The 22,145-nt window shown below is 42.2% G+C and carries 20 protein-coding genes and 1 riboswitch; of the genes, 16 read left to right on the top strand and 4 right to left on the bottom strand.

The genetic code is table 11. The features are described from left to right. Positions 1-338: 338 nt before the first annotated feature. The 6 genes from AAEY99_RS20405 (at position 339) to AAEY99_RS20430 (ending at position 5,191) form a co-directional block, all read left to right on the top strand. The gene (locus AAEY99_RS20405; RefSeq protein ID WP_182742616.1) at positions 339-1,046 is read left to right on the top strand and encodes a hypothetical protein; all 708 of its coding nucleotides are present in this window, start codon (positions 339-341) and stop codon (positions 1,044-1,046) included. After that, the gene (locus AAEY99_RS20410) at positions 1,043-1,747 is read left to right on the top strand and encodes a hypothetical protein (protein WP_351011809.1); all 705 of its coding nucleotides are present in this window, start codon (positions 1,043-1,045) and stop codon (positions 1,745-1,747) included. The genes AAEY99_RS20405 and AAEY99_RS20410 overlap by 4 nt, the downstream gene beginning before the upstream one ends. Continuing rightward, positions 1,744-2,415 (top strand): PP2C family protein-serine/threonine phosphatase, encoded by a 672-nt coding sequence (locus tag AAEY99_RS20415; protein ID WP_351011810.1) that lies wholly within the window; start codon positions 1,744-1,746, stop codon positions 2,413-2,415. Before AAEY99_RS20410 ends, AAEY99_RS20415 begins: the two co-directional genes overlap by 4 nt. A gap of 569 nt (positions 2,416-2,984) precedes the next feature. After that, positions 2,985-3,407: a thioredoxin TrxC gene (gene trxC / locus AAEY99_RS20420; protein WP_182770746.1), complete on the top strand. Its 423-nt coding sequence runs from the start codon at positions 2,985-2,987 to the stop codon at positions 3,405-3,407. A gap of 347 nt (positions 3,408-3,754) precedes the next feature. Next, on the top strand, positions 3,755-4,297 hold the full coding sequence (locus AAEY99_RS20425; protein ID WP_351011812.1) for a DUF6795 domain-containing protein: 543 nt from the start codon (positions 3,755-3,757) through the stop codon (positions 4,295-4,297). A 342-nt stretch (positions 4,298-4,639) separates the two neighbouring features. After that, positions 4,640-5,191: a DUF6795 domain-containing protein gene (locus AAEY99_RS20430; RefSeq protein ID WP_351011814.1), complete on the top strand. Its 552-nt coding sequence runs from the start codon at positions 4,640-4,642 to the stop codon at positions 5,189-5,191. Positions 5,192-5,451: 260 nt separating this feature from the next. Here the strand turns inward: AAEY99_RS20430 and AAEY99_RS20435 are convergent, their stop codons facing one another. The 3 genes from AAEY99_RS20435 to metH form a co-directional block, all read right to left on the bottom strand. Further along, positions 5,452-6,606 carry a lipase family protein gene (locus AAEY99_RS20435; RefSeq protein WP_101085877.1) on the bottom strand — a complete coding sequence of 385 codons (1,155 nt, stop codon included), beginning with the start codon at positions 6,604-6,606 and terminating at the stop codon, positions 5,452-5,454. Positions 6,607-6,634: 28 nt separating this feature from the next. Further along, the gene (locus tag AAEY99_RS20440; RefSeq protein ID WP_150099366.1) at positions 6,635-7,120 is read right to left on the bottom strand and encodes a DUF6795 domain-containing protein; all 486 of its coding nucleotides are present in this window, start codon (positions 7,118-7,120) and stop codon (positions 6,635-6,637) included. 554 nt (positions 7,121-7,674) lie between these two features. Beyond that, positions 7,675-11,391: a methionine synthase gene (gene metH / locus AAEY99_RS20445; RefSeq protein ID WP_351011816.1), complete on the bottom strand. Its 3,717-nt coding sequence runs from the start codon at positions 11,389-11,391 to the stop codon at positions 7,675-7,677. A gap of 282 nt (positions 11,392-11,673) precedes the next feature. Between metH and AAEY99_RS20450 the strand changes: the two genes are divergently transcribed. The 10 genes from AAEY99_RS20450 (at position 11,674) to AAEY99_RS20495 (ending at position 21,094) form a co-directional block, all read left to right on the top strand. Further along, a complete protein-coding gene (locus AAEY99_RS20450) occupies positions 11,674-12,417 on the top strand; it encodes a histidine phosphatase family protein (protein ID WP_101085874.1) in 744 nt (247 codons plus the stop codon). A gap of 218 nt (positions 12,418-12,635) precedes the next feature. Further along, positions 12,636-12,756: riboswitch (cobalamin riboswitch) on the top strand. Positions 12,757-12,835: 79 nt separating this feature from the next. After that, positions 12,836-13,645, top strand: coding sequence for an ABC transporter ATP-binding protein (locus tag AAEY99_RS20455; RefSeq protein ID WP_101085873.1), 810 nt, complete (start codon positions 12,836-12,838; stop codon positions 13,643-13,645). Continuing rightward, complete coding sequence (locus AAEY99_RS20460) at positions 13,638-14,744, top strand: FecCD family ABC transporter permease (RefSeq protein ID WP_101085872.1); 1,107 nt, start codon at positions 13,638-13,640, stop codon at positions 14,742-14,744. The genes AAEY99_RS20455 and AAEY99_RS20460 overlap by 8 nt, the downstream gene beginning before the upstream one ends. Positions 14,745-14,897: 153 nt before the next feature. Then, complete coding sequence (cobT, locus tag AAEY99_RS20465) at positions 14,898-15,953, top strand: nicotinate-nucleotide--dimethylbenzimidazole phosphoribosyltransferase (RefSeq protein ID WP_192115743.1); 1,056 nt, start codon at positions 14,898-14,900, stop codon at positions 15,951-15,953. A 9-nt stretch (positions 15,954-15,962) separates the two neighbouring features. Further along, positions 15,963-16,748, top strand: coding sequence for an adenosylcobinamide-GDP ribazoletransferase (locus AAEY99_RS20470; protein WP_011636351.1), 786 nt, complete (start codon positions 15,963-15,965; stop codon positions 16,746-16,748). After that, on the top strand, positions 16,748-17,278 hold the full coding sequence (cobU, locus tag AAEY99_RS20475) for a bifunctional adenosylcobinamide kinase/adenosylcobinamide-phosphate guanylyltransferase (protein WP_101085869.1): 531 nt from the start codon (positions 16,748-16,750) through the stop codon (positions 17,276-17,278). The genes AAEY99_RS20470 and cobU overlap by 1 nt, the downstream gene beginning before the upstream one ends. Beyond that, complete coding sequence (locus AAEY99_RS20480; RefSeq protein WP_351011818.1) at positions 17,278-18,849, top strand: cobyric acid synthase; 1,572 nt, start codon at positions 17,278-17,280, stop codon at positions 18,847-18,849. Before cobU ends, AAEY99_RS20480 begins: the two co-directional genes overlap by 1 nt. Continuing rightward, positions 18,846-19,484 (top strand): cob(I)yrinic acid a,c-diamide adenosyltransferase, encoded by a 639-nt coding sequence (gene cobO / locus AAEY99_RS20485; protein ID WP_101085867.1) that lies wholly within the window; start codon positions 18,846-18,848, stop codon positions 19,482-19,484. Before AAEY99_RS20480 ends, cobO begins: the two co-directional genes overlap by 4 nt. Before the next feature lie 665 nt (positions 19,485-20,149). Beyond that, positions 20,150-20,608: a hypothetical protein gene (locus AAEY99_RS20490; protein ID WP_182745239.1), complete on the top strand. Its 459-nt coding sequence runs from the start codon at positions 20,150-20,152 to the stop codon at positions 20,606-20,608. A 174-nt stretch (positions 20,609-20,782) separates the two neighbouring features. After that, positions 20,783-21,094, top strand: a complete 312-nt coding sequence (locus AAEY99_RS20495) for a hypothetical protein (RefSeq protein ID WP_351011820.1) — start codon at positions 20,783-20,785, stop codon at positions 21,092-21,094. Positions 21,095-21,150: 56 nt separating this feature from the next. On the opposite strand, the gene AAEY99_RS20500 is transcribed toward AAEY99_RS20495, so the two are convergent. Beyond that, a complete protein-coding gene (locus tag AAEY99_RS20500) occupies positions 21,151-21,960 on the bottom strand; it encodes a substrate-binding periplasmic protein (protein WP_351011822.1) in 810 nt (269 codons plus the stop codon). Positions 21,961-22,145 lie beyond the last annotated feature (185 nt).

Raw genomic sequence — 22,145 nt, forward strand, 5'->3', positions numbered from 1 at the left:
TAACGCTTCCGATGGTACATCCTGTACCGCGAAAGCTAGCCTGACGTCCTGTCAGGCTCACGCTATTTTCTTCAACGTCCTCAATTCAGAGTTGAATCAGGCCAACTGCAAGCAAAGTATGCAAATCATTTATGCCCCAAAGTCAGTTAGAGTTGATGCTTCATGTCGACAACTCACTCTCCATTTTCCATACTTTACCTAATCTGACAGAAACGCTTTAGACCATCAGGTCCAACATGCCAATTCTGTTCAGTTACCGCAATTTTCTTGCAAAAGTCTTTACCTTCTGTTTGAATGTGTTTTCTGTTCGCGAACAGAAAACACAGCGGAGCAGGATTATGCTTAAACCACAAGATCTATTAGTTACTTTTAAAATTCTGAGTTATGAAATTGGTTGCTCTTCTGTAGAGAGTAGAAGTCACAACTCAAGGAAGGCTCCATGGGTAATATTTGAACCAATAAGTGTGTACGACAGGGAAAAGGATGAGATTATCGTTTCTGATGAACCAGATGACTTTGAAGCTGCAGATCTAGCATTGATTGAACAGTTCATCCTAGAAGGGGAGTCGGAAGAACAACGAGCTAGTTGGAGTTATAGAAAGTTGGCGCAACAGCTTTTTATGTCCCTCAGTGAAGTAAGTCAAGCAATCAAAAGAGCGAGTAAAGCAGGGTTATTGATAAAAAGAGGGGCCAAAGGCGTCCGAGTCAATAAGACCGTACTAATTGACTATGTCCGCTTCGGTGCAGGAGTTAGCTTTTTTGTCGAGCGTGGGAAAGTTGTCCGAGGTATCCCAACCGCTAGTGCTGCTTCATCATTTAAAGATATATTCGTCTCTTCAGCTGAGTTTCCTACCGTCTGGCCTTGTGCCCGAGGGACTGTTAAGGGGATCGCCATAGCCCCTATTTACAAATCAGTGCCAAAAGCGGTTATGATTGATCCGTGGCTCTATAAGCAATTGGCATTATTAGATATTTTTAGAGTGGGTAGTGCTAGGGAGAAAGAGGAAGCAATGCCTTACCTAGCCAAGTTGAAAGGTAATGTATGACAGAACATGAAGCATTAATACTGCCCATAGCTCATGCTTTGGGTAAAGACTTATTGGAGCAGGTGGCGTTTGTTGGAGGGGCCACTGTGTCCCTTCACTTAGATGATGCTCAACCCATTGATATCAGTAGTACTAAGGACGTGGACTTTATTGTCTCAGTGTCGAGTTATTATGGTTATCAGGTGTTGGCAGAACAGCTGCGTAGTCGAGGATTCAAACCGTCTATACCCGAAAAAGGCGAAGAAGCACCAATGTGCCGATTCGAATGTGAGGGTATTTTAGTTGATGTGATGCCTGATAAAGAAGACATTCTTGGTTTTTCAAACCCCTGGTTTCAGGTCGGGCTTCAAGAGTCTGTCACATACACTCTGCCAGACGGGTTAGCAATAAAAATAGCCCAAGCTAAACATCTATTGGCCACAAAGCTTGTGGCGTTCGCTACTCGTGGTAGGGATATGCTGAGTAGTAAAGATGCTGAGGACATTGTCGTATTAGTCAATGGCAGGGATGCTTTGCTTGACGAAGTAAAAGAATCTCCCATTGAACTTAGGCAGTTCGTTCAGGAGGCAATGTCCAAATTCATCGCTAACTCTGATTTTGACTACTTGTTAAGAAATGCTCTGAATGGCGAAGAGGAAGAAAGGTTTGAAATGATTGAAGAGCGCTTTAATGAGCTTTCATCAAAGGAGTTTCTTCTTTGACCCCTAGCATTTTAGCTTGTGAAGTAGGAGGTTGTGAGCAAGTAAACGCCGATTACGCAGATCACTGGGCTGTTCAAGGTGGGCACTTCTATGTTGTTTGCGATGGTATTGGTCACAATGAGAACACTGCAACAGCCGTAAGTGAGTTTTGTGAGCGGTTAAAAGGTGAGTTATCAGGGGGTATTATTAGTGATGAAACAGCCCTCGGTGATGCAATCATCAATGCTGTAAGGTCCCTAGAGCAACGGAGAGGCAGCTTTGCATTTTGTATGACTGCCGCATTGAAGTTGAACGATAGCTTGGTAGTTGCGCATTGTGGAGATTGTCGGTTGGGGTTCTTAACTCCTAAAGGCGTTGATTGGAAAACAGTGGACGACGTTCCTCACTATAAACTGCATCGTGACGGGGTGTTGGACAGGGACAGTTACTTGAAAGCTCGACATTTGGTTTCTTGTAAGATTAAACCTGGTGTTATAAGAGAGAGTCTAAAGGTTTACTCTTTGGACAATCCAGAACCCCAGTGCATGTTGCTATGTAGTGACGGCTTTTGGTCATATGTAGAGGTGGATCTTGAAGGGGCTCCGGTTCTCAGTATGGAAGTGATTGACAGAATGCTGCCAGAATTGGCAAGCAGTGCATCTGATAATTTCAGTGTTATCTTGGTCTAGCAACTGGACGGAATTGCACTTCCTAATAAAAAACTAATTTGATTTGGCTTGGTTAAATCGCATGGCGAAACTAATAGTTGTCCACAAACGAGTTAGTAACGCTTGCAAAAGCTTGAATTCAACACTGAACTTGAGGCCGTTGAAGAAAATAGCGTGAGCTGGCCATGGATGGCCTGCTAGCTTTCGCGGTACAGGATGTACCATCGAAAGCGTTAGCATTTTCGAGTAAGGCCGAGGCCGATTACAAACGAGGTTCAAAGCTGGATTAATTTCCGTCGCAATTTTTCGCTGCTATTGTTTGGTTAAAAAGCGAAAAAGTTGCCGGAACGCTGAGGGTTTGCAAAGGGGTACAAGCGCTTTACCCCTTTGCTCTGGTGTGGGTGAAGCACCACGACGTTGGTGCCCGCAGGCCATAAATGAATTAGCCCGTGCAGGGTGGAACCTTGCGAACTTAAGCGTTGGTGCCCGCAGGCCATAATATGATAAAAAATTAAAACGATTATTCGTTTAACACATCAACAAGGTTTATGATTAAAGAGTCTCGATAATGAAGTTGATGAGGTCTCATCATGATAATAGCTTGCCCCCATTGCGATACCTTAAATCGCGTACCTGAAGAACGTCTTGAACAACAACCAACTTGCGGAAAGTGTAAACAAAGCCTATTCGTTGGTGAACCGATAGAGCTCACAGCCGTCAATTTTAGCCACCATGCTAATAAATCAGAATTACTGCTGGTCGTCGACTTTTGGGCTAGCTGGTGCGGTCCGTGTAAAAACTTTGCGCCAGTATTTACTCAAGCAGCTAAAAAGTGGGAGCCCAAATTCCGTTTCGGCAAGCTCAACACCGAAGAGCAGCAAGCCCTGGCTGCCCAATTTAATATTCGATCAATTCCAACCCTGATGGTATTTAAGCAAGGCAAGGTTATCGCTCAGCAATCAGGTGCCTTGCCTGCATCATCATTCAACCAATGGCTTGAATCGATTAAGTAAATTTTTATTAGTGCATACTTTTTATATTGTTAGTTCACATGTGAAAATAGAATGATGGATTAGTAAATTTGATGTTTTTAGTGCGTTTGTTACACCATATAGGGCTATAGATAACGAAAGATTTTTTGGCTAAAATTAGGTTCTCAATAAGTAGTAAAGACCAGTTCTATCTCTATTTTACTAATGGATATGGATATGGATATGGATATGTATCGCTGAGCAAGAGGTTGGGAGGATGTTAAAAAATATTATTGATAAATATCGTTATCTTCTATTGCTTACTGTTTCATTATTTTTATTTGTGGTCGTTTTTATTTCATATGCTTACCCCCGAAGGAGGTTAAGCTGTGTTTGGATTTTTGAAGCGATATGAGGTTGAGTTATCGGCTCCTGTGAAAGGGCGTATTATCAAGAATGGCATTCCAATTTCGGGTATGGAGATTGTTAGAGAGCTTTCCTATGGTGGCTATGATAAAGGCGAACCGGTTATAGACTATGCATTAACCGATACAAATGGTGAGTTTTCATTTAAAGAGATAAAAGTTAAGTCAAATGCCCCAGGTAATATTTTTGGACAAGATGCTCGTCTTAGGCAAGAAATTTACATTAAGAAAGATCTTGACGAGATCAAAGATGGGGAAGATAAGTATTACTGGCTTTGGTTTATAAGTAAAAATTGGACTTCAGTACCTTATTTAAACAAATTTTTGCTGCAGTTAAATGCCGATCTTAACAATAAAGAAGTTCAGCATGAGGTAGATTTAATTAAATTTGGTTTTAGACGTGATCATCCTTTACTTTCAATATGTTACTGGGAAGATGAATTAATTACGACTTATTACGGTGAATCTATGGATGTAGTGATAAATTTTAATGATTTAAAAAATTAATTAAATAGAGAATATTTAAAATTTTATTTTAAGGATAAAATAATCAGGTTGAGAACACGAACGTTTACGTACAGGGTTAGCATTTCTTTAAAACTTAATTTGTTCACTATATGGAGCTATATATAACGAAAAGGTTTTTGGCTAAAATTAGGCTAATTAAAGTAGTAAAGACCAGTTTTATCTCTACTTTACTAATGGATATGTATTTGTATCGCTGAGCAAGGGGTTGAGAGGATGTTAAAAAACATTATTAATAAATATCGTTACCTTCTATTACTTACTGTTTCATTATTTTATTTGTAATCGTTTTTTTCATATGTTTATCCTGAAGGAGATGAAACAGTGTTCGGATTTTTGAAACGATATGAAGTTGAGTTATCGGCTCCTGTCAAAGGCCGTATTACCCATAATGGCATTCCGGTTTCGGGTATGGAGGTTGTTAGAGAGCTCTCCTATGGTGGATATGATAAAGGCGAACCAATTATTGACTATGCATTAACTGATACAAATGGTGAGTTTTCATTTAACGAAGTTAAAGTTAAGTCTAATGCCCCAGGTAATATTTTTGGGCAAAATGCACGTTTGAAACAACATATATTTATTAAGAAAGACATCGATGAGATAAAAGATGATGGAGAGGACTCATATTGGCTTTGGAGGATAAGTAAGAGCTGGGTTTCAGTACCGTATTTACATCAGTATTTAATGCAATTAAATGCAGACTTACAAAATAAAGAATTGCAATATGAAGTTGATTTAAAACTGTTTGGTTTAATTAGTGATCAACCTCTTGTTTCTATATGCTACTGGCAAGATGAATTGTTCTCAACTTATTATGGTGAAGATTTAGAAGAAATTAAGAGTTTTGATGATTTAAAAGAGTCAATTTATTGATTTTATTTCCTCTACTTACTTTAAGGGGAGTGTAAACTTTATCTTAACATCATACATTTCTTAATCCAGTCAGTAAAGATTATCAATATGAAGCAAAGCTTAATGCTTGGGTAATAGAGTTCGGGAGTTTAGTGCTTATACATGATGATTCTGTTGATGGGATAAGAGATTACTCATGTATTTGGAGATATAAATAAAAGGTCCCGGTCACTGATTATATATTGCAGCGACAAGGACCTTTAAAATGTCATTATTTTTTATTACTTGTGTACTGATTTAATCGCGTCTTTCACGCTGCTATATAAGCGTGAAAGCATTTTATTGAAAATGGCTCGAATAGTGGCATAAGTTAAGTCAACTACGGTTGTGACTACAGCCCCTGCAAAAGACAACATATGGCCAAGTAGTCCTCTGACATCGTCGGCGAAAGAATCTGCCGCGGCAGCAATTTTTTCAAGGGTTTTAGCGACAAGATCATAGAATGTCAAACCGTAAGATGCCGTCGCTTGCGCTACAATTGCGCCATAATAGCCTGCCTCTTTTAAGACCGTAATTAATGCTGCGCTGAGTTTGTCACTCCACTGGTCTGAATAGCTTGCTTGATTGCGGTTTTCATAACGTAATTTTACCGGCTTTAAATATTCGCTAGCTTTAACATGTAAATGGCCCCAATGCTCAGTGTTTGCAGAGACTAAATAACCTGGTTCGGCTCCAGCTTTAGGATCCATACCATGAGCACTAATCCTCAAACCTTGACTGTTATCTAAGCGATATTCCACTCCTTGATAAGGCGCATGAATAAAAGGCCATAAAGGCACTTTTGGGACTACATCAGCGCCGTGGGTGCAGCGAAAAATTTGATTTAGTCTATGGGTGTTAGCCGAGGCAAAACCTTGTTGTCCAACTCTTGGGGAGCCAAAAGTGTATAAATTAATATTTGAAGCGTAGTTATTAACAGATGCCCAGTCTGCAGCTAGAGAAGCTAGTGCGCCACCTAAGCTATGACCGACAAAATGTATCGCTTTACCGGGATTTGATATACGCCACTTATCCAAAAAAGTCGCAATTTGTTGTCTTAGTGAAGCAAAAGCATTATTAAATCCAGCGTGCACTATTTGGTTACCATCACCGACACTTAAACCAAGTTGCGCATTCGTTCCCCAATCTGCAATAAGCTGAGTACCACGAATAGCGATGATTGCATCTCCTAGGTATTGTCCTTTACCTAATCCCATCACAGCAAAACCCGACTGGCGATTAAAAATAAATCCGCCTGTTTTTCCTATACCTTTGCTATTAATGGCAAAGTATTTTTCTATGTAGGTATTTCCAAATATGTCAGCATCCTCTGCATCAATTAAACTATAAACATTTGCTGCTAGTTCTGACGCTAACTTAGGCGATAATTGATTCATAAACTGTCCTTGTCATTTAATGGCTTTATTAATCGTATTTTTCTCTTTTCTGTACTTCCAATCGTTCTAATTCTGGCCAGCGACAAATACTCAATACCTGATAGCGCACAACACCACTAGGGAACGCTTCATCAATGATTTCATTTTTAACTTCTTCATTTGATACGTCGCAGTTTAATTGCGTCAACCTTTCAGCTAAATATGAAATATGTTTTTCACCTGTAGATACCGATAGCCAAAGTCTTAGATCTGAATGACTTCCTTCAGCGATTTTAATCGTTTGAGATACACGTGTTTCTGCAAAAGGCTTATTTGGATGTGCTGTGCTGTAAATGATTTCAGGAAAGCTAAATTTTCCATCAGCGTCTGTAGTGGTGTAGTCCCATTCTTTTTCTTCCATGACACCAGAGTATTGATAACCTCTTTTTAGCTTAATACCGGCTAGAGGTTTTCCCTCATGGGTTAAGCTACCTATCACTTCAGGAAATACTTCGACATCGACTTTTTTAAACATGCTAAACATTGACTCCTCCGAGTAGCAACTAACGGCGACAATCAGACACAGGAATGCAAAAATCCCAATATATGCTCTATAGGCCATAGATGAAGCAACTCCCTGCTTTTTAATTCATATGATTATTATTTAAACGAAGTTATTGTAGAGTGATTCTTTAAGGGTATCTATTATTATAAATGACTATTTTTTATAGTGTAATGATGAAAAGGGTATGTCCAGTTGAGATATTTTTACTTTATCCAGCAGTAAATTAAATTGAGAAGATCAAAGACGTTTTAAGTTATTTATTGTAAAAACGACGAAGCTGGATCCCGGCTAAAAAGCATTGCCGGAATAACGCTTGATTTGACCCGTGCAGTATGGAGCCTTTTGACCAAAATCCAAACCAAGTTTGGACATAAAAAAGAGTAACCGTGATGACTCAAGGTTACCCTTTTTTCAGGTTCACTTTTTATTCAGAAGCACTCTTTATTCAGAAGCACTATCTACTCTGGGTCTCTCTTTATTCAGGATCTCTTTCTACTCTTGATCTCATTCTATTCGAAATAAATCTATTCGGGATCATAGTCCAATATCGGTGACAACCACTTCTCTGCTTCTGCCAACGTCATGCCTTTACGCTGGGCATAGTCTTCTACCTGATCTTTACCAATATTAGTCACACCAAAATAGCGTGATTTTGGATGGGCAAAGTACCAGCCTGATACCGCTGCCGTTGGGTACATGGCAAAGCTTTCGGTGATATTCAAATCAATCGTTTCATCGGGTTTGAGTAAATCCCATAACAAGCCTTTTTCTGTGTGGTCTGGGCATGCTGGATAACCTGGCGCTGGGCGAATGCCTTTATAACGTTCGCGAATTAACGCTTCATTGTCGAGCACTTCATCGGCGGCATAACCCCAAAACTCTTTACGAACACGTTCGTGCATGCGCTCGGCAAAAGCTTCGGCTAAACGGTCGGCTAAACATTTGAGCATAATCGCGTTGTAGTCATCATGATTGGCTTCAAAGCGGGCAACATGTTCATCAATACCGTGTCCCGTCGTTACCGCAAAACCGCCCATGTAATCAGCAACGCCTGAATCTTTTGGAGCAACAAAGTCTGATAAACAGAAGTTGTCGTTACCCACGCGTTCAAGCTGCATACGTAGATGATGAGTGGTCATTTCTAATGTGGTGCGGCTTTCATCGGTATACAGTTCAATGTCGTCATGGTTGACGGTATTGGCTGGGAATAAACCGATCACGGCTTTGGCGGTAAGCCATTTTTCAGCAATAATTTGCTTCAACATGGCTTGGCCATCGGCAAATAATTTAACCGCTTCTTCACCAACGACTTTGTCTTTTAAAATTTCAGGGTAATGACCGTGCAGTTCCCAGCTTCTAAAGAACGGTGTCCAATCGATACGTTCGACTAGGTCTTCTAATGGATAGTCATCAAACACCTGGCGACCTAATACATTAGGCGTAAATGGGGTGTAGTTTTCCCAGTCGTGTTTACAGCGATTATCACGCGCGGCTTCAATCGACACGATGGTTTTACGCTTGGTTTGCGACAAACGTTTTTCACGCATCATGTCGTATTCTGCGTAGGCTTCGTCAATGGTTGCTTGGCGAGTGGCGTTATTAATCAGCTTAGACACCATAGGTACAGCGCGAGATGCATCGGCAATGTAAATTGCGCCGTGTGGGTAATGCGGTGCTATTTTTACTGCAGTATGAATTTTAGAGCAGGTTGCACCACCGATAATAGCAGGGATGGTTAAGCCTTCACGGTGGAAGGTTTTCACGTTGTGAACCATTTCATCCAAGCTTGGCGTGATTAAACCTGACATGCCGATGATGTCGATATTATGCTCTTTTACTGCATCGAGAATTTTATCGACCGATACCATGACCCCAAGATCGACCACTTCGTAGCCGTTACAGGCAAGTACTACTCCAACAATATTTTTACCGATGTCATGCACATCACCTTTTACGGTGACCATTAAAATTCGCCCGTTTGACTGGCCTGCAACCTTTTCAAGCTCAATATATGGGTTTAGGTAAGCGACGGCTTTTTTCATTACTCGTGCCGATTTGACCACTTGCGGTAAGAACATTTTGCCAGCACCAAATAAGTCGCCGACCACGTTCATGCCGTCCATCAGCGGTCCTTCAATAACATCGAGCGGGCGCACGGCTTCTTGACGAGCAGCTTCGGTGTCTTCATCAATAAATTCGGTAATGCCTTTAACCAATGCGTGCGATAAACGTTTGGATACCGGCCAGCTGCGCCAGGCTAAATCTTCTTTTTTGGCCACTTGTGAGCCATCGCCTCTAAAGCTTTCAGCGATGTCGAGTAGCTGCTCGGTGTTGTTTGAGTCGGCTACCGGACATGGTAAGTTTTGAACTACGTTTTCAACCCGTTTTTTGAGCTCTGGTTCAATATCATCGTATATGGCTAACTGACCAGCGTTAACAATACCCATGTCCATGCCGGCTTGAATGGCATGGTATAAAAACACCGCGTGAATGGCTTCGCGTACTGGGTTGTTACCGCGGAACGAGAATGACACGTTAGACACGCCGCCTGAGATCATTGCGTGTGGCAAGGTGGCTTTGATGTCTTTTATCGATTCGATAAAGTCGACTGCATAGTTGTCGTGTTCATCAATACCGGTGGCAATGGCGAAAATGTTAGGGTCAAAAATAATGTCTTCTGGTGGAAAGCCAACAACATCAACCAAAATGCGATAAGCACGGGTACAGATTTGGGTTTTACGCTCACGTGTATCGGCTTGGCCGTCTTCGTCAAAGGCCATTATAATGGCTGCCGCACCATAGCGTTTTACTAAGGTGGCTTGTTCAATAAATTTGGCTTCGCCTTCTTTCATCGAAATAGAGTTAACAATCGACTTGCCTTGAACGCATTTAAGCCCAGCTTCAATCACTTCCCACTTTGATGAGTCAATCATGATGGGCACGCGGGAGATGTCGGGCTCAGAGGCGATTAAGTTTAAAAACTTCGCCATTGACGCCACGCCATCAAGCATACCTTCGTCCATGTTGACGTCGATAATTTGTGCGCCATTTTCAACCTGCTCGCGCACGACATCTAAGGCTTCTTCAAACTTTTCTTCTTTAATTAAGCGTAAAAACTTAGCCGAACCGGTCACGTTAGCGCGCTCACCGACGTTAACAAATAACGAGTTTTTGTCGATAGTGAGTGGCTCTAAACCGGATAAACGACACGCCACAGGTATATCTGGTATCTGTCTTGGTTCGTGTCTGAGCACTGCTTCACGAATAGCACTAATGTGTGCGGGTGTACTACCACAACAACCGCCGACAATGTTGAGCATGCCTTCTTGAGCCCATTGATTAATGACTTCGGCCATTTCTTCTGGGGTTTCATCGTAGCCACCAAATTCGTTGGGTAAGCCAGCATTTGGGTGGGCAGAGACATAACATTCGGCAATACGTGACAATTCTTCAACGTACGGGCGCAGCTCTTTTGGTCCTAGGGCGCAGTTAAGGCCAATCGATAACGGCTTGATATGGCGCAAAGAGTTATAAAACGCTTCGGTGGTTTGGCCGGTTAATGTACGACCAGACGCGTCGGTAATAGTGCCAGAGATCATAACGGGTAGGCGATCGCCAAGTTGATCGAATACTTTTTCAATCGCAAATAGGGCGGCTTTGGCGTTTAAAGTATCAAAAATGGTTTCAACCATAATGATATCGGCGCCACCTTCAATTAAGGCGCTGGTGGATTCGACATAAGCGTCGACTAATTGGTCGAAACTGACATTACGAAACGCTGGGTCGTTAACGTCTGGACTGATAGAGCAAGTACGGTTGGTTGGGCCTAATACACCAGCAACATAACGTGGTGAACCTGTTTGCGTGGCCACTTCGTCGGCCGCTTGGCGGGCGACTCGAGCGCCAGCAAGGTTAATTTCAGCGGCTAGCGACTGCATATCGTAGTCGGCCATGGCAATAGTGGTGGCATTAAAGGTGTTGGTTTCAATAATGTCGGCACCGTTTAGCAGGTACTGAGTATGAATATCTTTAATGATTTGCGGTTGGCTGAGTACTAATAAGTCGTTGTTGCCTTTAACATCGCAATGCCAATCTTTAAAACGCTCGCCACGATAATCTTCTTCTTCCAACTTATAGTCTTGGATCATGGTGCCCATGGCGCCATCTAAAATCACAATACGCTGCGCTAACAATGCATTAAGTTGTTTAAGTGTTTGACTGTAAGAAGTCGATTTCGCCATAACAGTTACCTTTTATCACTATGTTGCTTGATACCTTGATTGAGATAAGCATACCCTTATTTTTACAATAGTAGGGCGATAACATCATTGCTGTGCACAAGTGTTGTAAATAACAGTTATACACAACGGTTGCTTTAACCGTTGCAGGCAATTGCCTTGGACAATTACTGCGTACAATGATTATCTTCTAAATGATTATCTTTTAAGATAGTATTTTAGACATATAAACGTATAGACGTCCATAGTACGCGAATTTTTATCACTAGAGCAAGGCTGAATTAAATGAAACAAGCCAAGATAATATTAATGCGCCATGGAGAATGCGAAGGTGGGGCAATATTTCGCGGCCAAACCGATGTAAAGCTCACCGACACTGGAATGGCCCAAATGCAGCAAGCGTTTGCTGAACTGCAATATCCAATTAGCCATGTGTTTAGTTCGCCATTGCAACGGTGTCAGCAATTCAGCCAGCCTTTAACGCAGCGATTAACATTACCGTTAACGACGATACCAGCACTGCAAGAAATTGATTTTGGTGTCTGGGATGGGCAATTGTTTGATGCAATTTATCAGCAAAATCCAGGTAAATTTGATGCTTACTGGCATAACCCATGGTTGGCTGATAGCACGCCTGATAAAGCCGAGTCGGTAAGCGATTTTGCTGCGCGAGTAGAAGCCGGGCTCATGAGCGTGGTTGATGAACTGTGGCGCTCACGTCATCAGCAGCACTCTTGTTTACTGTCTATCGACGAACAACAAGGGCAAAGCTTGCCGCAAACTGCTCAAGCTGTCGATTGTCCCCATGCGTTAGTGGTTACTCACGGTGGGGTGATGCGCTGTTTAATGGGCTACGTGCTTAAGGTTGGCCAATCTAGCGGAATATTCGCTAACCTAGCGATCCCCTATGCTGCTATTATGGTGCTCGATGTATATTGGCCTGATGATGTTGATAAGGTTGACGCTTTTCAAGCGACAGCAATGAATAGCAATACCGCTAAAGTGAGCTTTACATTACATTGGCCGTAACACTTCATTGGCTGAGCGTTACAACCATAGTGTCATTATTTTTGCGCCATAATTTGCGTAATAATTTGCATAATAATCTGCGCCATAACGTGCGTAGTCATTAGTGTCACAATTTGCATAGTTATTTGCATAGTTATTTGCAAAGTTATTTGCAAAGTTATCAGCGCCGTAATTTGAATAGTTATTTGCGTCATAATTGTCGTAATAATCTGCGTCGAAACCATAGTGCCTTTCAAGGTATTGGGAATTGGGATAAGCCCAAACTGTACCCGCAACTGTAGATGTACCCATCGAATATGGGGACATAAGTCAGATACCAGCTTTGAATCGCCTCAATATCCATGCCTAAGCGGGTGACTTAGGGGAGTTATTAAATAGATGTTTGTGTTAATTAATTGGACATGGCGGGCTAACTTTCATGTCTGAATCTGTATTAGATGTAAATCATCTTTTTTGGCAAGTCGATAATAAAACGATTCTGGCGGACATTCATTTCAGTTTGCCTAAAGGCCAGATGCTAGGACTAATTGGTCCCAATGGCGCAGGAAAGTCGAGCCTGTTACGCTGCTTATATCGCTATATTGTGCCGACCAGCGGCGATATTGAGATATTTTCTAAACCCATCAGTGAGTATTCCTCTAAGTTGTTAGCGCAGAATATTGCTGTGGTGCAACAAGATACCCCGCATTATTTTGACATGACCACCGAGCAATTAGTGTCGATGGGGCTTACTCCGCATAAAGGCTTGTTTGACTCAAACACAGCCCAAGACCGTGAACGTGTGGTGAGTGCCTTAACCAAAGTGGGATTACAGCAAAAAGCTCAGCAACAATATGAACTGTTATCTGGCGGTGAAAAACAACGTGCCCTAATTGCCCGAGCCATTGTGCAACAGCCGCATATTCTTATTTTAGATGAACCGACCAATCACTTAGATATTCGTTATCAAATTCAAATTCTTGAACTCGTTGCATCTTTAGGCATCAGTGTTATTGCTTCTATACACGATCTGAATTTAGCCAGTGCAATGTGCGATAAATTACTGCTACTCGACCAAGGACGATTAATTGCTAAAGGTACCCCAACAGAAGTGCTAACCGAGCGGCAAATTAGTGACGTGTTTGGTGTGTGCTGCGACATTAATCTTCACCCACAACACGGTAAGCCGCTGATCAGTTATTTTTATGGTTACCAACCGAGTCAGAAAGGATGCCCCGATCATGATTGATGCATCGCAACGTCGCTACTATGTTTGTTTCAGTCTGTTGGTATTGGCTACACTGCTTACCCCGATATTTGCCGCCAGTTTTGGGGCGGCTAACATTCATCTTAATGACGTATTAATGATATTTAATACCTTATTGGGCGGCGACATGCCGAGTGCGATTGAAGGCAGTGAACATGCGGTTACGATAACCCAACGTATTGTGCTTGAATTACGCTTACCGAGAATTTTGTTGGCCTTTGTGGCTGGCGCAGGGTTGTCTATAGCAGGCAGTGTATTACAAACCGTGACCCGCAACCCGTTGGCCGACCCGTATTTGTTTGGCATTAGCTCCGGGGCGTCATTTGGTGCAGTGCTGGTGGTGTCGTTATTCAGTCAAACCGGTTTGTTTGCCGAAATGTTTTCTGGTGTATTGACTATAGCGCCAAGCTTTACCGCGCAACCTTGGTGGTCTTGGTCGACATTAAGCATACCGATAGGAGCATTCATCGGCGCCAGTTTATCGGTGTTGGTGGTGTTTATTTTGTCGGGACCTGGTCGAAGTAGCCAAGTTGAACGTATGTTGCTGTCTGGTGTAGCAACGTCGTTTCTGTTTGGGGCATTGACTAGCTTGCTGTTGTATTTTTCAACCCCTCAAGCTGCGGCGTCAGTACTGTTTTGGAGTTTAGGCAGTTTTGCTAAAGCCAGTTGGTCTAATTTACTCTTACCCAGTGTGACGGTAGGGGTGAGTTTATTGATTATGTTGGCATTTAGACGGCAAATTATGGCGCTGCAAGCGGGTGATGAAACGGCTCATACATTAGGGATTAATGTCGCAAAATTGCGCTTAAGTATGTTGTTACTGTGTTCGCTTATTACGGCAATGTTGGTGGCAACTTGTGGTGGCATTGGTTTTGTTGGTTTGATGATCCCGCATACGGTTAGGCTATTATTTTCCGGACGTCAGCCGATGATCTTAACCGCGATGTTAGGTGGCTTATTTATGGTGTGGATTGACGTGATAGCACGATGCATTTTATTTAACCAAGAATTGCCTGTCGGCATTATTACAGCTGCATTGGGCAGCGTGTTTTTCTTGTTTATTTTGCGTCAACGCCGTTAAACACTGAGCTCTTTTTATAGGCACATAGCTAAGCACATAGCTAAGAATTAGATAAGCACATAGATAAGCACATAGATAAGCTCTTTGATAAGCACTGGATGAGTGCTGCAATACATCATATTGAATTTATCTGCCCAAATTGCTGGAGTTTTCATGTTTGTTATAGAAGCTGTTAAGTCAGATGTTGATGCCAATATTCAACATAAGATTAATCAAAAAACCAAACCATTAGGGGCATTAGGGCAGCTAGAAACCTTGGCGCTACAGATTGCTCGGGTGCAGTACCGCGGCGATAAACAGTCGTTAAGCACACCGCTGCAAATCACTAAACCAACGATGTTAGTTTTTGCTGCCGACCATGGCATTGCCGCTTACGGCGTGTCGATTGCGCCAAGCGAAGTGACCACTCAAATGGTGCATAATTTTGTCCAAGGCGGCGCGGCAATTAATGTGTTTTGTCGCCAAGTCGGGTTTGAGCTTGAAATTATCGATTGCGGAATATTACAACCGCTTACAGGCCAAGCCAATGTTATCGACCAACGCTTAGGCGCAGGCACTAAGGCTATGCATTTAGCTGCGGCTATGCCACTTGAAAAAGTCGCCCAAGGGTTTGAATTTGCTCGACAGTTGGTTGCTCGCCATGTTGATGCCGGTTGTAATTTAATTGCTTTAGGTGAAATGGGTATCGGCAATACTTCTGCTGCGACTGCGGTAATGTCAGCTATGCTCAATATTGATGTTGAGCAATGTGTTGGTAGAGGCACGGGAATTGATGATGCTACCTTGGTTATTAAAACAAAACTCATTAACCAAGCACTTGATTTGCATCAACATGAGTTAGTTTCTCCTGAAGCTATTTTGGCTCACGTTGGCGGTTTTGAAATAGTGCAAATGACCGGGGCGATACTGGCGGCTGCGGAACAAAAAATATTAGTGGTGATTGATGGTTTTATCGCTACTGCTGCAGCATTAGTTGCGGTAAAATTATCTCCACAATCAAGAGGCTATTTAGTTTTTGCTCATGAGTCGCAAGAGCAAGGACATAAGCTTCTGTTACAACAGCTACAAGCAACACCATTGTTGTCGCTGGGATTAAGACTTGGAGAAGGCACTGGCGCTGCGTTAGCGTTACCGTTAATTCAAGCTGCGGTGAATTTTTACAATCAAATGGCCAGTTTCGATGATGCTGGCGTTAATAATGTGGTTTAAGGGAACAACATGTCTGGCGAGATAAAATGGTTGCGGCAGTTAAATTTATTTTTTGTGGCGATGAGTTTTTTTACTCGGATCCCCGTTCCATCGTGGGTGGTGATTGATAGTGATAAACTCAATAAAGCTAGCCGTTATTTTGGTTTAGTGGGTTTACTCATTGGCTTAATTTGTGCGTTGGTATTTTGGCTCGCACAGCTGATTTTACCGGCAAGCATTGCCATTTTATTAGCCATGGTGGCGGGTGTATTAGTGACCGGTGCCTTCCATGAAGACGGCTTAGCCGATACCGCAGATGGTTTTGGTGGTGGTTGGACGGTAGAAGACAAGCTGCGCATCATGAAAGATTCGCGTTTGGGCAGTTATGGTGCCTTGTCGCTGGGATTAGTGTTATTGCTAAAATGGCAATTGTTAGTCGAACTGGCTTTATATAGCCCAATGGCGGCGGTCAGTGCGCTTGTAGCAGGCCATACACTTAGCCGTGTTGTGGCATCAAGCTTGATTTTTAGTGAACAATACGTCCGAGATGACGACACCAGCAAATCAAAGCCAATTGCCCAAGACCAGCAATTAAATGATTTATTTATTTTAATCGCCAGCGGTATTTTTGTGTTGTTATGGCTTAACGGTGTGGCGGCGTTTGTGCTATTTATTACCTTGTGGCTAGTACGCATTTTGTTAGGCGGCTTTTTCCGTAAACAAATTGGTGGCTACACCGGTGACACACTAGGCGCTGCGCAGCAAATCAGCGAAGTGTGTTGTTACTTAGTTATTTTAGCGGTTGGATTAAGCTAATGATTCATTTGGTGTTAGGCGGTGCGCGTAGCGGTAAAAGTCGATATGCAGAGCAATGTGTGGCGGAATACGCTGCTATTGGTTATTCATGTGTTTACTTAGCCACAGCCACAGCGTTAGACCATGAAATGTCTGCGCGCATTAATCAACACCAACAAGACCGTATGTCCAGCGTCCATAGCTGGACATTGCACGAACAAGCTTATGACGTTGGCCAAACATTGGTGGCGATAGATAAACCACAACAAGTCATATTGCTCGATTGCCTGACGTTATTATTAACCAATCACTTATTGTTAAATGACGGCGCCTCGTGGGCCACGCAAAAGTCATTACTCATCGACAGTTTGTCTGCTTTGCAAAGCGATGTGGTGTTAGTCAGTAATGAAGTGGGCTCGGGCATAGTTCCCATGGGTGAGTTAAATCGTCGTTTTGTTGATGAAGCGGGCTGGCTCAACCAAGAAATAGCCGCAATATCTGATCAAGTCACTTTGGTGGTCGCAGGCCTACCGTTGGCCTTAAAAGCATAATGTCATTGGTTGACGATCAATCTTCAATCGCCCCACCATTACGTGGCGCATTAATGGTGCAAGGCACCACCTCTGATGCGGGTAAAAGCACGCTTGTTGCCGGTTTATGTCGTTTATTTTCCCGTCAAAATATTAATGTCGCGCCTTTTAAACCACAAAATATGGCGTTAAATAGTGCTGTAACTGCCGATGGCGGTGAAATTGGCCGAGCCCAAGCATTGCAAGCTATTGCTTGTGGTTTAGCACCCCATACAGATTTTAACCCCGTATTATTAAAGCCAAGTTCAGACACTGGCGCCCAAGTCATTATTCACGGTAAAGCGTTAACTACATTAGAAGCTAAGGCCTTTTTCGGACCCGAGAGTTATGGTTATAAAACCTTAGCGTTAGCGGCAGTGATGCAATCTTACAGGCGCTTGCAGCAACGATACTCGTTAGTGGTGATTGAAGGGGCGGGCAGTCCGGCAGAAATCAATTTACGTGAAGGTGATATTGCCAATATGGGCTTTGCCGAAGAGGCAGATTGCCCAGTGATCATTATTGCTGATATTGATAAAGGCGGTGTGTTCGCCCATTTAGTTGGTACGTTGGCATTATTAAGCCCGTCTGAGCAAGCGCGAGTAAAAGGCTTTGTGATAAATCGTTTTCGCGGTGACATCAGCTTGTTGCAGCCAGGAATTGATTGGCTTGAAGCCTATACCAACAAACCAGTATTAGGCGTATTACCATATTTGCACGATCTACATCTAGACGCTGAAGATGCGTTAATTGATACCTCTCAAAGCTCATTACCTACAGCATTGTCTGCCAGCCAACGTATGTCTGTATTGGTGTTAGTGTACCCAAGGATCAGTAATCATACCGACTTTGATCCGCTGCGTTTACACCCGCATATTGATTTTCATTATGTGAGTATGCAGAGCATGGCTCAATCATCCCATTGGCCCGCTGCAGATTTAGTCATATTACCTGGCAGTAAGAATGTTCGTGCAGATTTAGCTTTTGTGCGTGAGCAAGGTTGGGACATCGCCTTAACAAAACATTTACGTTATGGCGGTAAAGTCATCGGAATTTGTGGCGGTTACCAAATGCTCGGTGAGCTTATTGATGATCCTTTAGGTATTGAAGATAATGCTGGTTGCAGTGACGGATTGGGCTTATTACCGATTACGACCGTATTAACTGCCAGCAAAACCTTAACTCAAGTAAGGGGTCACTTACGCTTACAAGACCAGCAGGCAGAGTTTAGTGGTTACGAGATCCATTGTGGTGAGTCTTCACTCACTCAAAGCGACGTTATCCAGCCGCTATCGATTGAACAATACGCCCAGCAGCCAATGGCGATGGCCAAGCTTGATGGCATGGTGAGTAATGATCAACAAATTTTAGCGACCTATGTGCATGGATTATTTGACCATCCCGCTGCATGCCAACTTATTTTGCAATGGGCTGGCTTAGACAGTCGCCATACTATCGATATTAACCAAATTCGCGAGCAGCAACTAAATCGTCTTGCCGACGTATTAGAAGCGCATTTGGACATGAATACATTGAAAGGAATAATCTCATGACAACTGATAACCACGAAAATGAACAAGCTAACACTATTGATGCAAGCAAAGCTGAACGTCATAAAGCCCGCCAGCAGAAAGTCAAAGTGGGCGTTGATGCCAAAATTGCCGCAGCGCAAGACGAAAAAGGTATTTTGCTGGTACTAACCGGTAACGGAAAAGGCAAATCGACATCTGGTTTTGGTTCGATTACCCGCGCTGTGGGCCATGGTCATAAAGCCGCAGTGGTGCAATTTATTAAAGGCACTTGGGCTTGTGGTGAACGTAATTTACTCGAAGGTGCTGGAGTGCCATTTCATGTAATGGGTACCGGCTTTACCTGGGAAACTCAAGACAAAGAAAAAGACACCCAAGCAGCAATGGAAGCCTGGCTTGAGGCAGAAAAACTGCTTAAAGACGAATCGATTAATATGGTGCTGCTTGATGAGCTGACTTACATGGTCAGTTACCACTATATCGAACTTGAGCGAGTATTAACGGCATTAAGAAATCGCCCAGCGATGCAGCATGTGATTATTACAGGCCGCGCTTGTCATCGTGACATCATTGAATTAGCCGATACGGTCAGCGAAGTACAGCCGATTAAACATGCGTTTAACGAAGGTATTAAAGCCCAGTTAGGCTTTGATTATTAAAGTTATTTTTTATTTTTAATTATGGCCTGCGGCCACTAACGTCGTGGCGCTTCGCCCACACCAGATCTTTCAAACTTCGTTTGAATTAAGCTCGCAAGGTTCCACCCTGCACGGGCCAAAAGGGGATCAACAGCAATCCCCTCTTGGATCACCCCTGCCGTTCCGGCAACATTTTCAAAGAGCGAAAAGGTCGCGACGGAAATTGATTTAGCTTTAAATCGCGTATTTAATCGTCTTCGACCTTATTCAAAAATGCTAACGCCTCCGATGGGGCGTCCCTTCCCCTCGAAAGCTAGATGGCCATCCTTGGCCAGCTCACGTCATTTTCTTCAACGTCCTCAAGTTCAGAGTTGAATCAAACCCATTACAAGCAAGGCAAGTAACTTATTTATGACCCATTATGTGGCAAAACTCATAAATGGGTAATATAAAAGCTAAAGTATCGAAAAACCTCTCTTAAAAGGCGCAATCAGCACAGGTGATTAGCTACAAGGCTGTACAAAAAACAACTACCTAAAAAATCAAATTCCTATAGCATCTTGCATTTAGTAAAAAGTTACCGATTAATATGGATATGGCATAGGCTAAGTCCAACAAGCGATTTATTCCTTGCAAAACCACACAACGCATAAAAACTATAACGTTATATTTACCAGGAAGGTTCCATGAAAGCATCTGTTCTGCTAACGATATTTCTAATGCTGCCGGCAGTCGCGCAGGCGGAAACTTGCAATCTAAAAAATTCAGAAGTTTACATTAACCTTATATCTGATTTGAAAAACTCCATTAACCCTATAAATAGGTTTAATGTTAAATACATTTACACCCAAATACGTGCAGTTGATATTCCAGAAAATGAAATACCTGACAAAATCGCTAATTATACAGCGTTGCTTTACTACCTCCATGAAAACATTACAATCCATGGAGTTTATGCACCATCAAATAGCGCGTGCAGCAGATATATTTACAAAATATCCGGGGCACCTGATGAATACAAAAAACTTAGCTATGTAGCTGTTGGACTCGTGGATAATAAAATTACAAACATTTCATTTGAGGACGATGATACACCAATTGATGGTAAAGCTTTTGCTACACTTTCATATAGCGAGGTCAAGTAAATATAACTCATATGAGCCTCCTACCAGTCAATAGACGAGCCATTTTATAAAAGCTGTACTTGACTGTTTTTATAGTAAAATTTAAATTAATTATCAAATTCATCTATTTCGTATGTCGATTATATTTCAATCAACTAAATCATTAATCAAAGTATATACATAAAGGAGTTGTTGTTGACTCGTACTGATATGATTCAAAAACTGCAACAATTCGCCCCAATAATTACGTTGGTGACAGTAACTGATGACATGGGCTTTGAGTTTTCAGCGGTTGTACCTGACGGGGTGATCTATTCTGAATCAGGCATGTTATTGGAATATTCAAGTGGTCAGTGGCCGCCTAGTGAATGGGAAGATGATACTGATGAAGAGTTAACGTTGTTACGACAAGAGTTTTTGCTAGATGAAACTTGGCAAGTTATACCTTGGGCAGATTTGGAAGATAAAGAAATTGCCCAGTGGCTTGAAGATGTTCAGAACATCTAATGCGGAAGTTAGGAATAACTGAGATAAATCACTGCAGAGATGTCATGACTAACAATCTATTTTTGTACAGCTTGAGTTAAAGCCTTTATGTCAGTTGTTTGTATGATTGATTGTGAACTTAAATCTTCACCAAACCAGCGAGCAGTTATACTTTCAAGTTGGCCACTTTGAGTTAGGGTGTTTAATGCTTGGCGCATACTTTTGGCTAATGCTTCATCTGTATCTTTATGGGTGGCAATACCAATGGGCATGTTTACCACAGGCAATACAGCGGTAAAATCGCTTAGTTTAAAGCCCATTTTTTTAACGTCTTCGCGAAAACCCACTTCGTTATTGTAAATCAAATCTACGCGGTCAAAATTAAGCATTCTTAACGCCGCTAGTTGGCTTCTTACTAGGTATACATTGGGATGTATTCCATCGAGTTTAAGCCGATCTAGTGAGGCATCGTTTCGCGATAATGCCATAGAGTAACGATTAATATCATCTATGGTTTTAAGCTGAATGTCGGGACGATTACTTTTTCTATAGATCATATCTTGCACAGTATAAAAGTCGCCTATCCATTTGAAATAGGCTAAGCGTTTGTTGGTATTGGCAATTGAAAAAATAAACGTATTCGGGTACTTCTGCGCATTATAATAAGCGCGGCTCCAAGGCATGATTTTAATATTGATATCAAAATCAAGATATTGCTGGGTAGCATGTAAAATATCGATCGAAAAGCCTACCAATTCTCCTTGAGAATTTAGCGACTGAAATGGAGGATAACTTTCTGTGTAAAAAGTGACTGCAGGTCTAGCATTTGAAACTGGCGAACTGAAAAATATAATGATGAAAATCACCACAGATAAGTAGCGGAACATAAATAACAACACCTTAATTTAAGGCTTCCATGCACTTCATATCCGTTTTTATAACAAGTCTAACATAGTGTTATTATTTTGTGATCATTAACCCGTTGTGTTGTCAGATAATTAACCTGAGATCGGTTTAAGCCATAACAACAATAGCGCCAAACTCAGCATTCGTAATATTGAGTTGTGGCTTA

Source organism: Shewanella sp. S1-58-MNA-CIBAN-0166, from assembly GCF_040310085.1.
GTDB lineage: Bacteria > Pseudomonadota > Gammaproteobacteria > Enterobacterales > Shewanellaceae > Shewanella.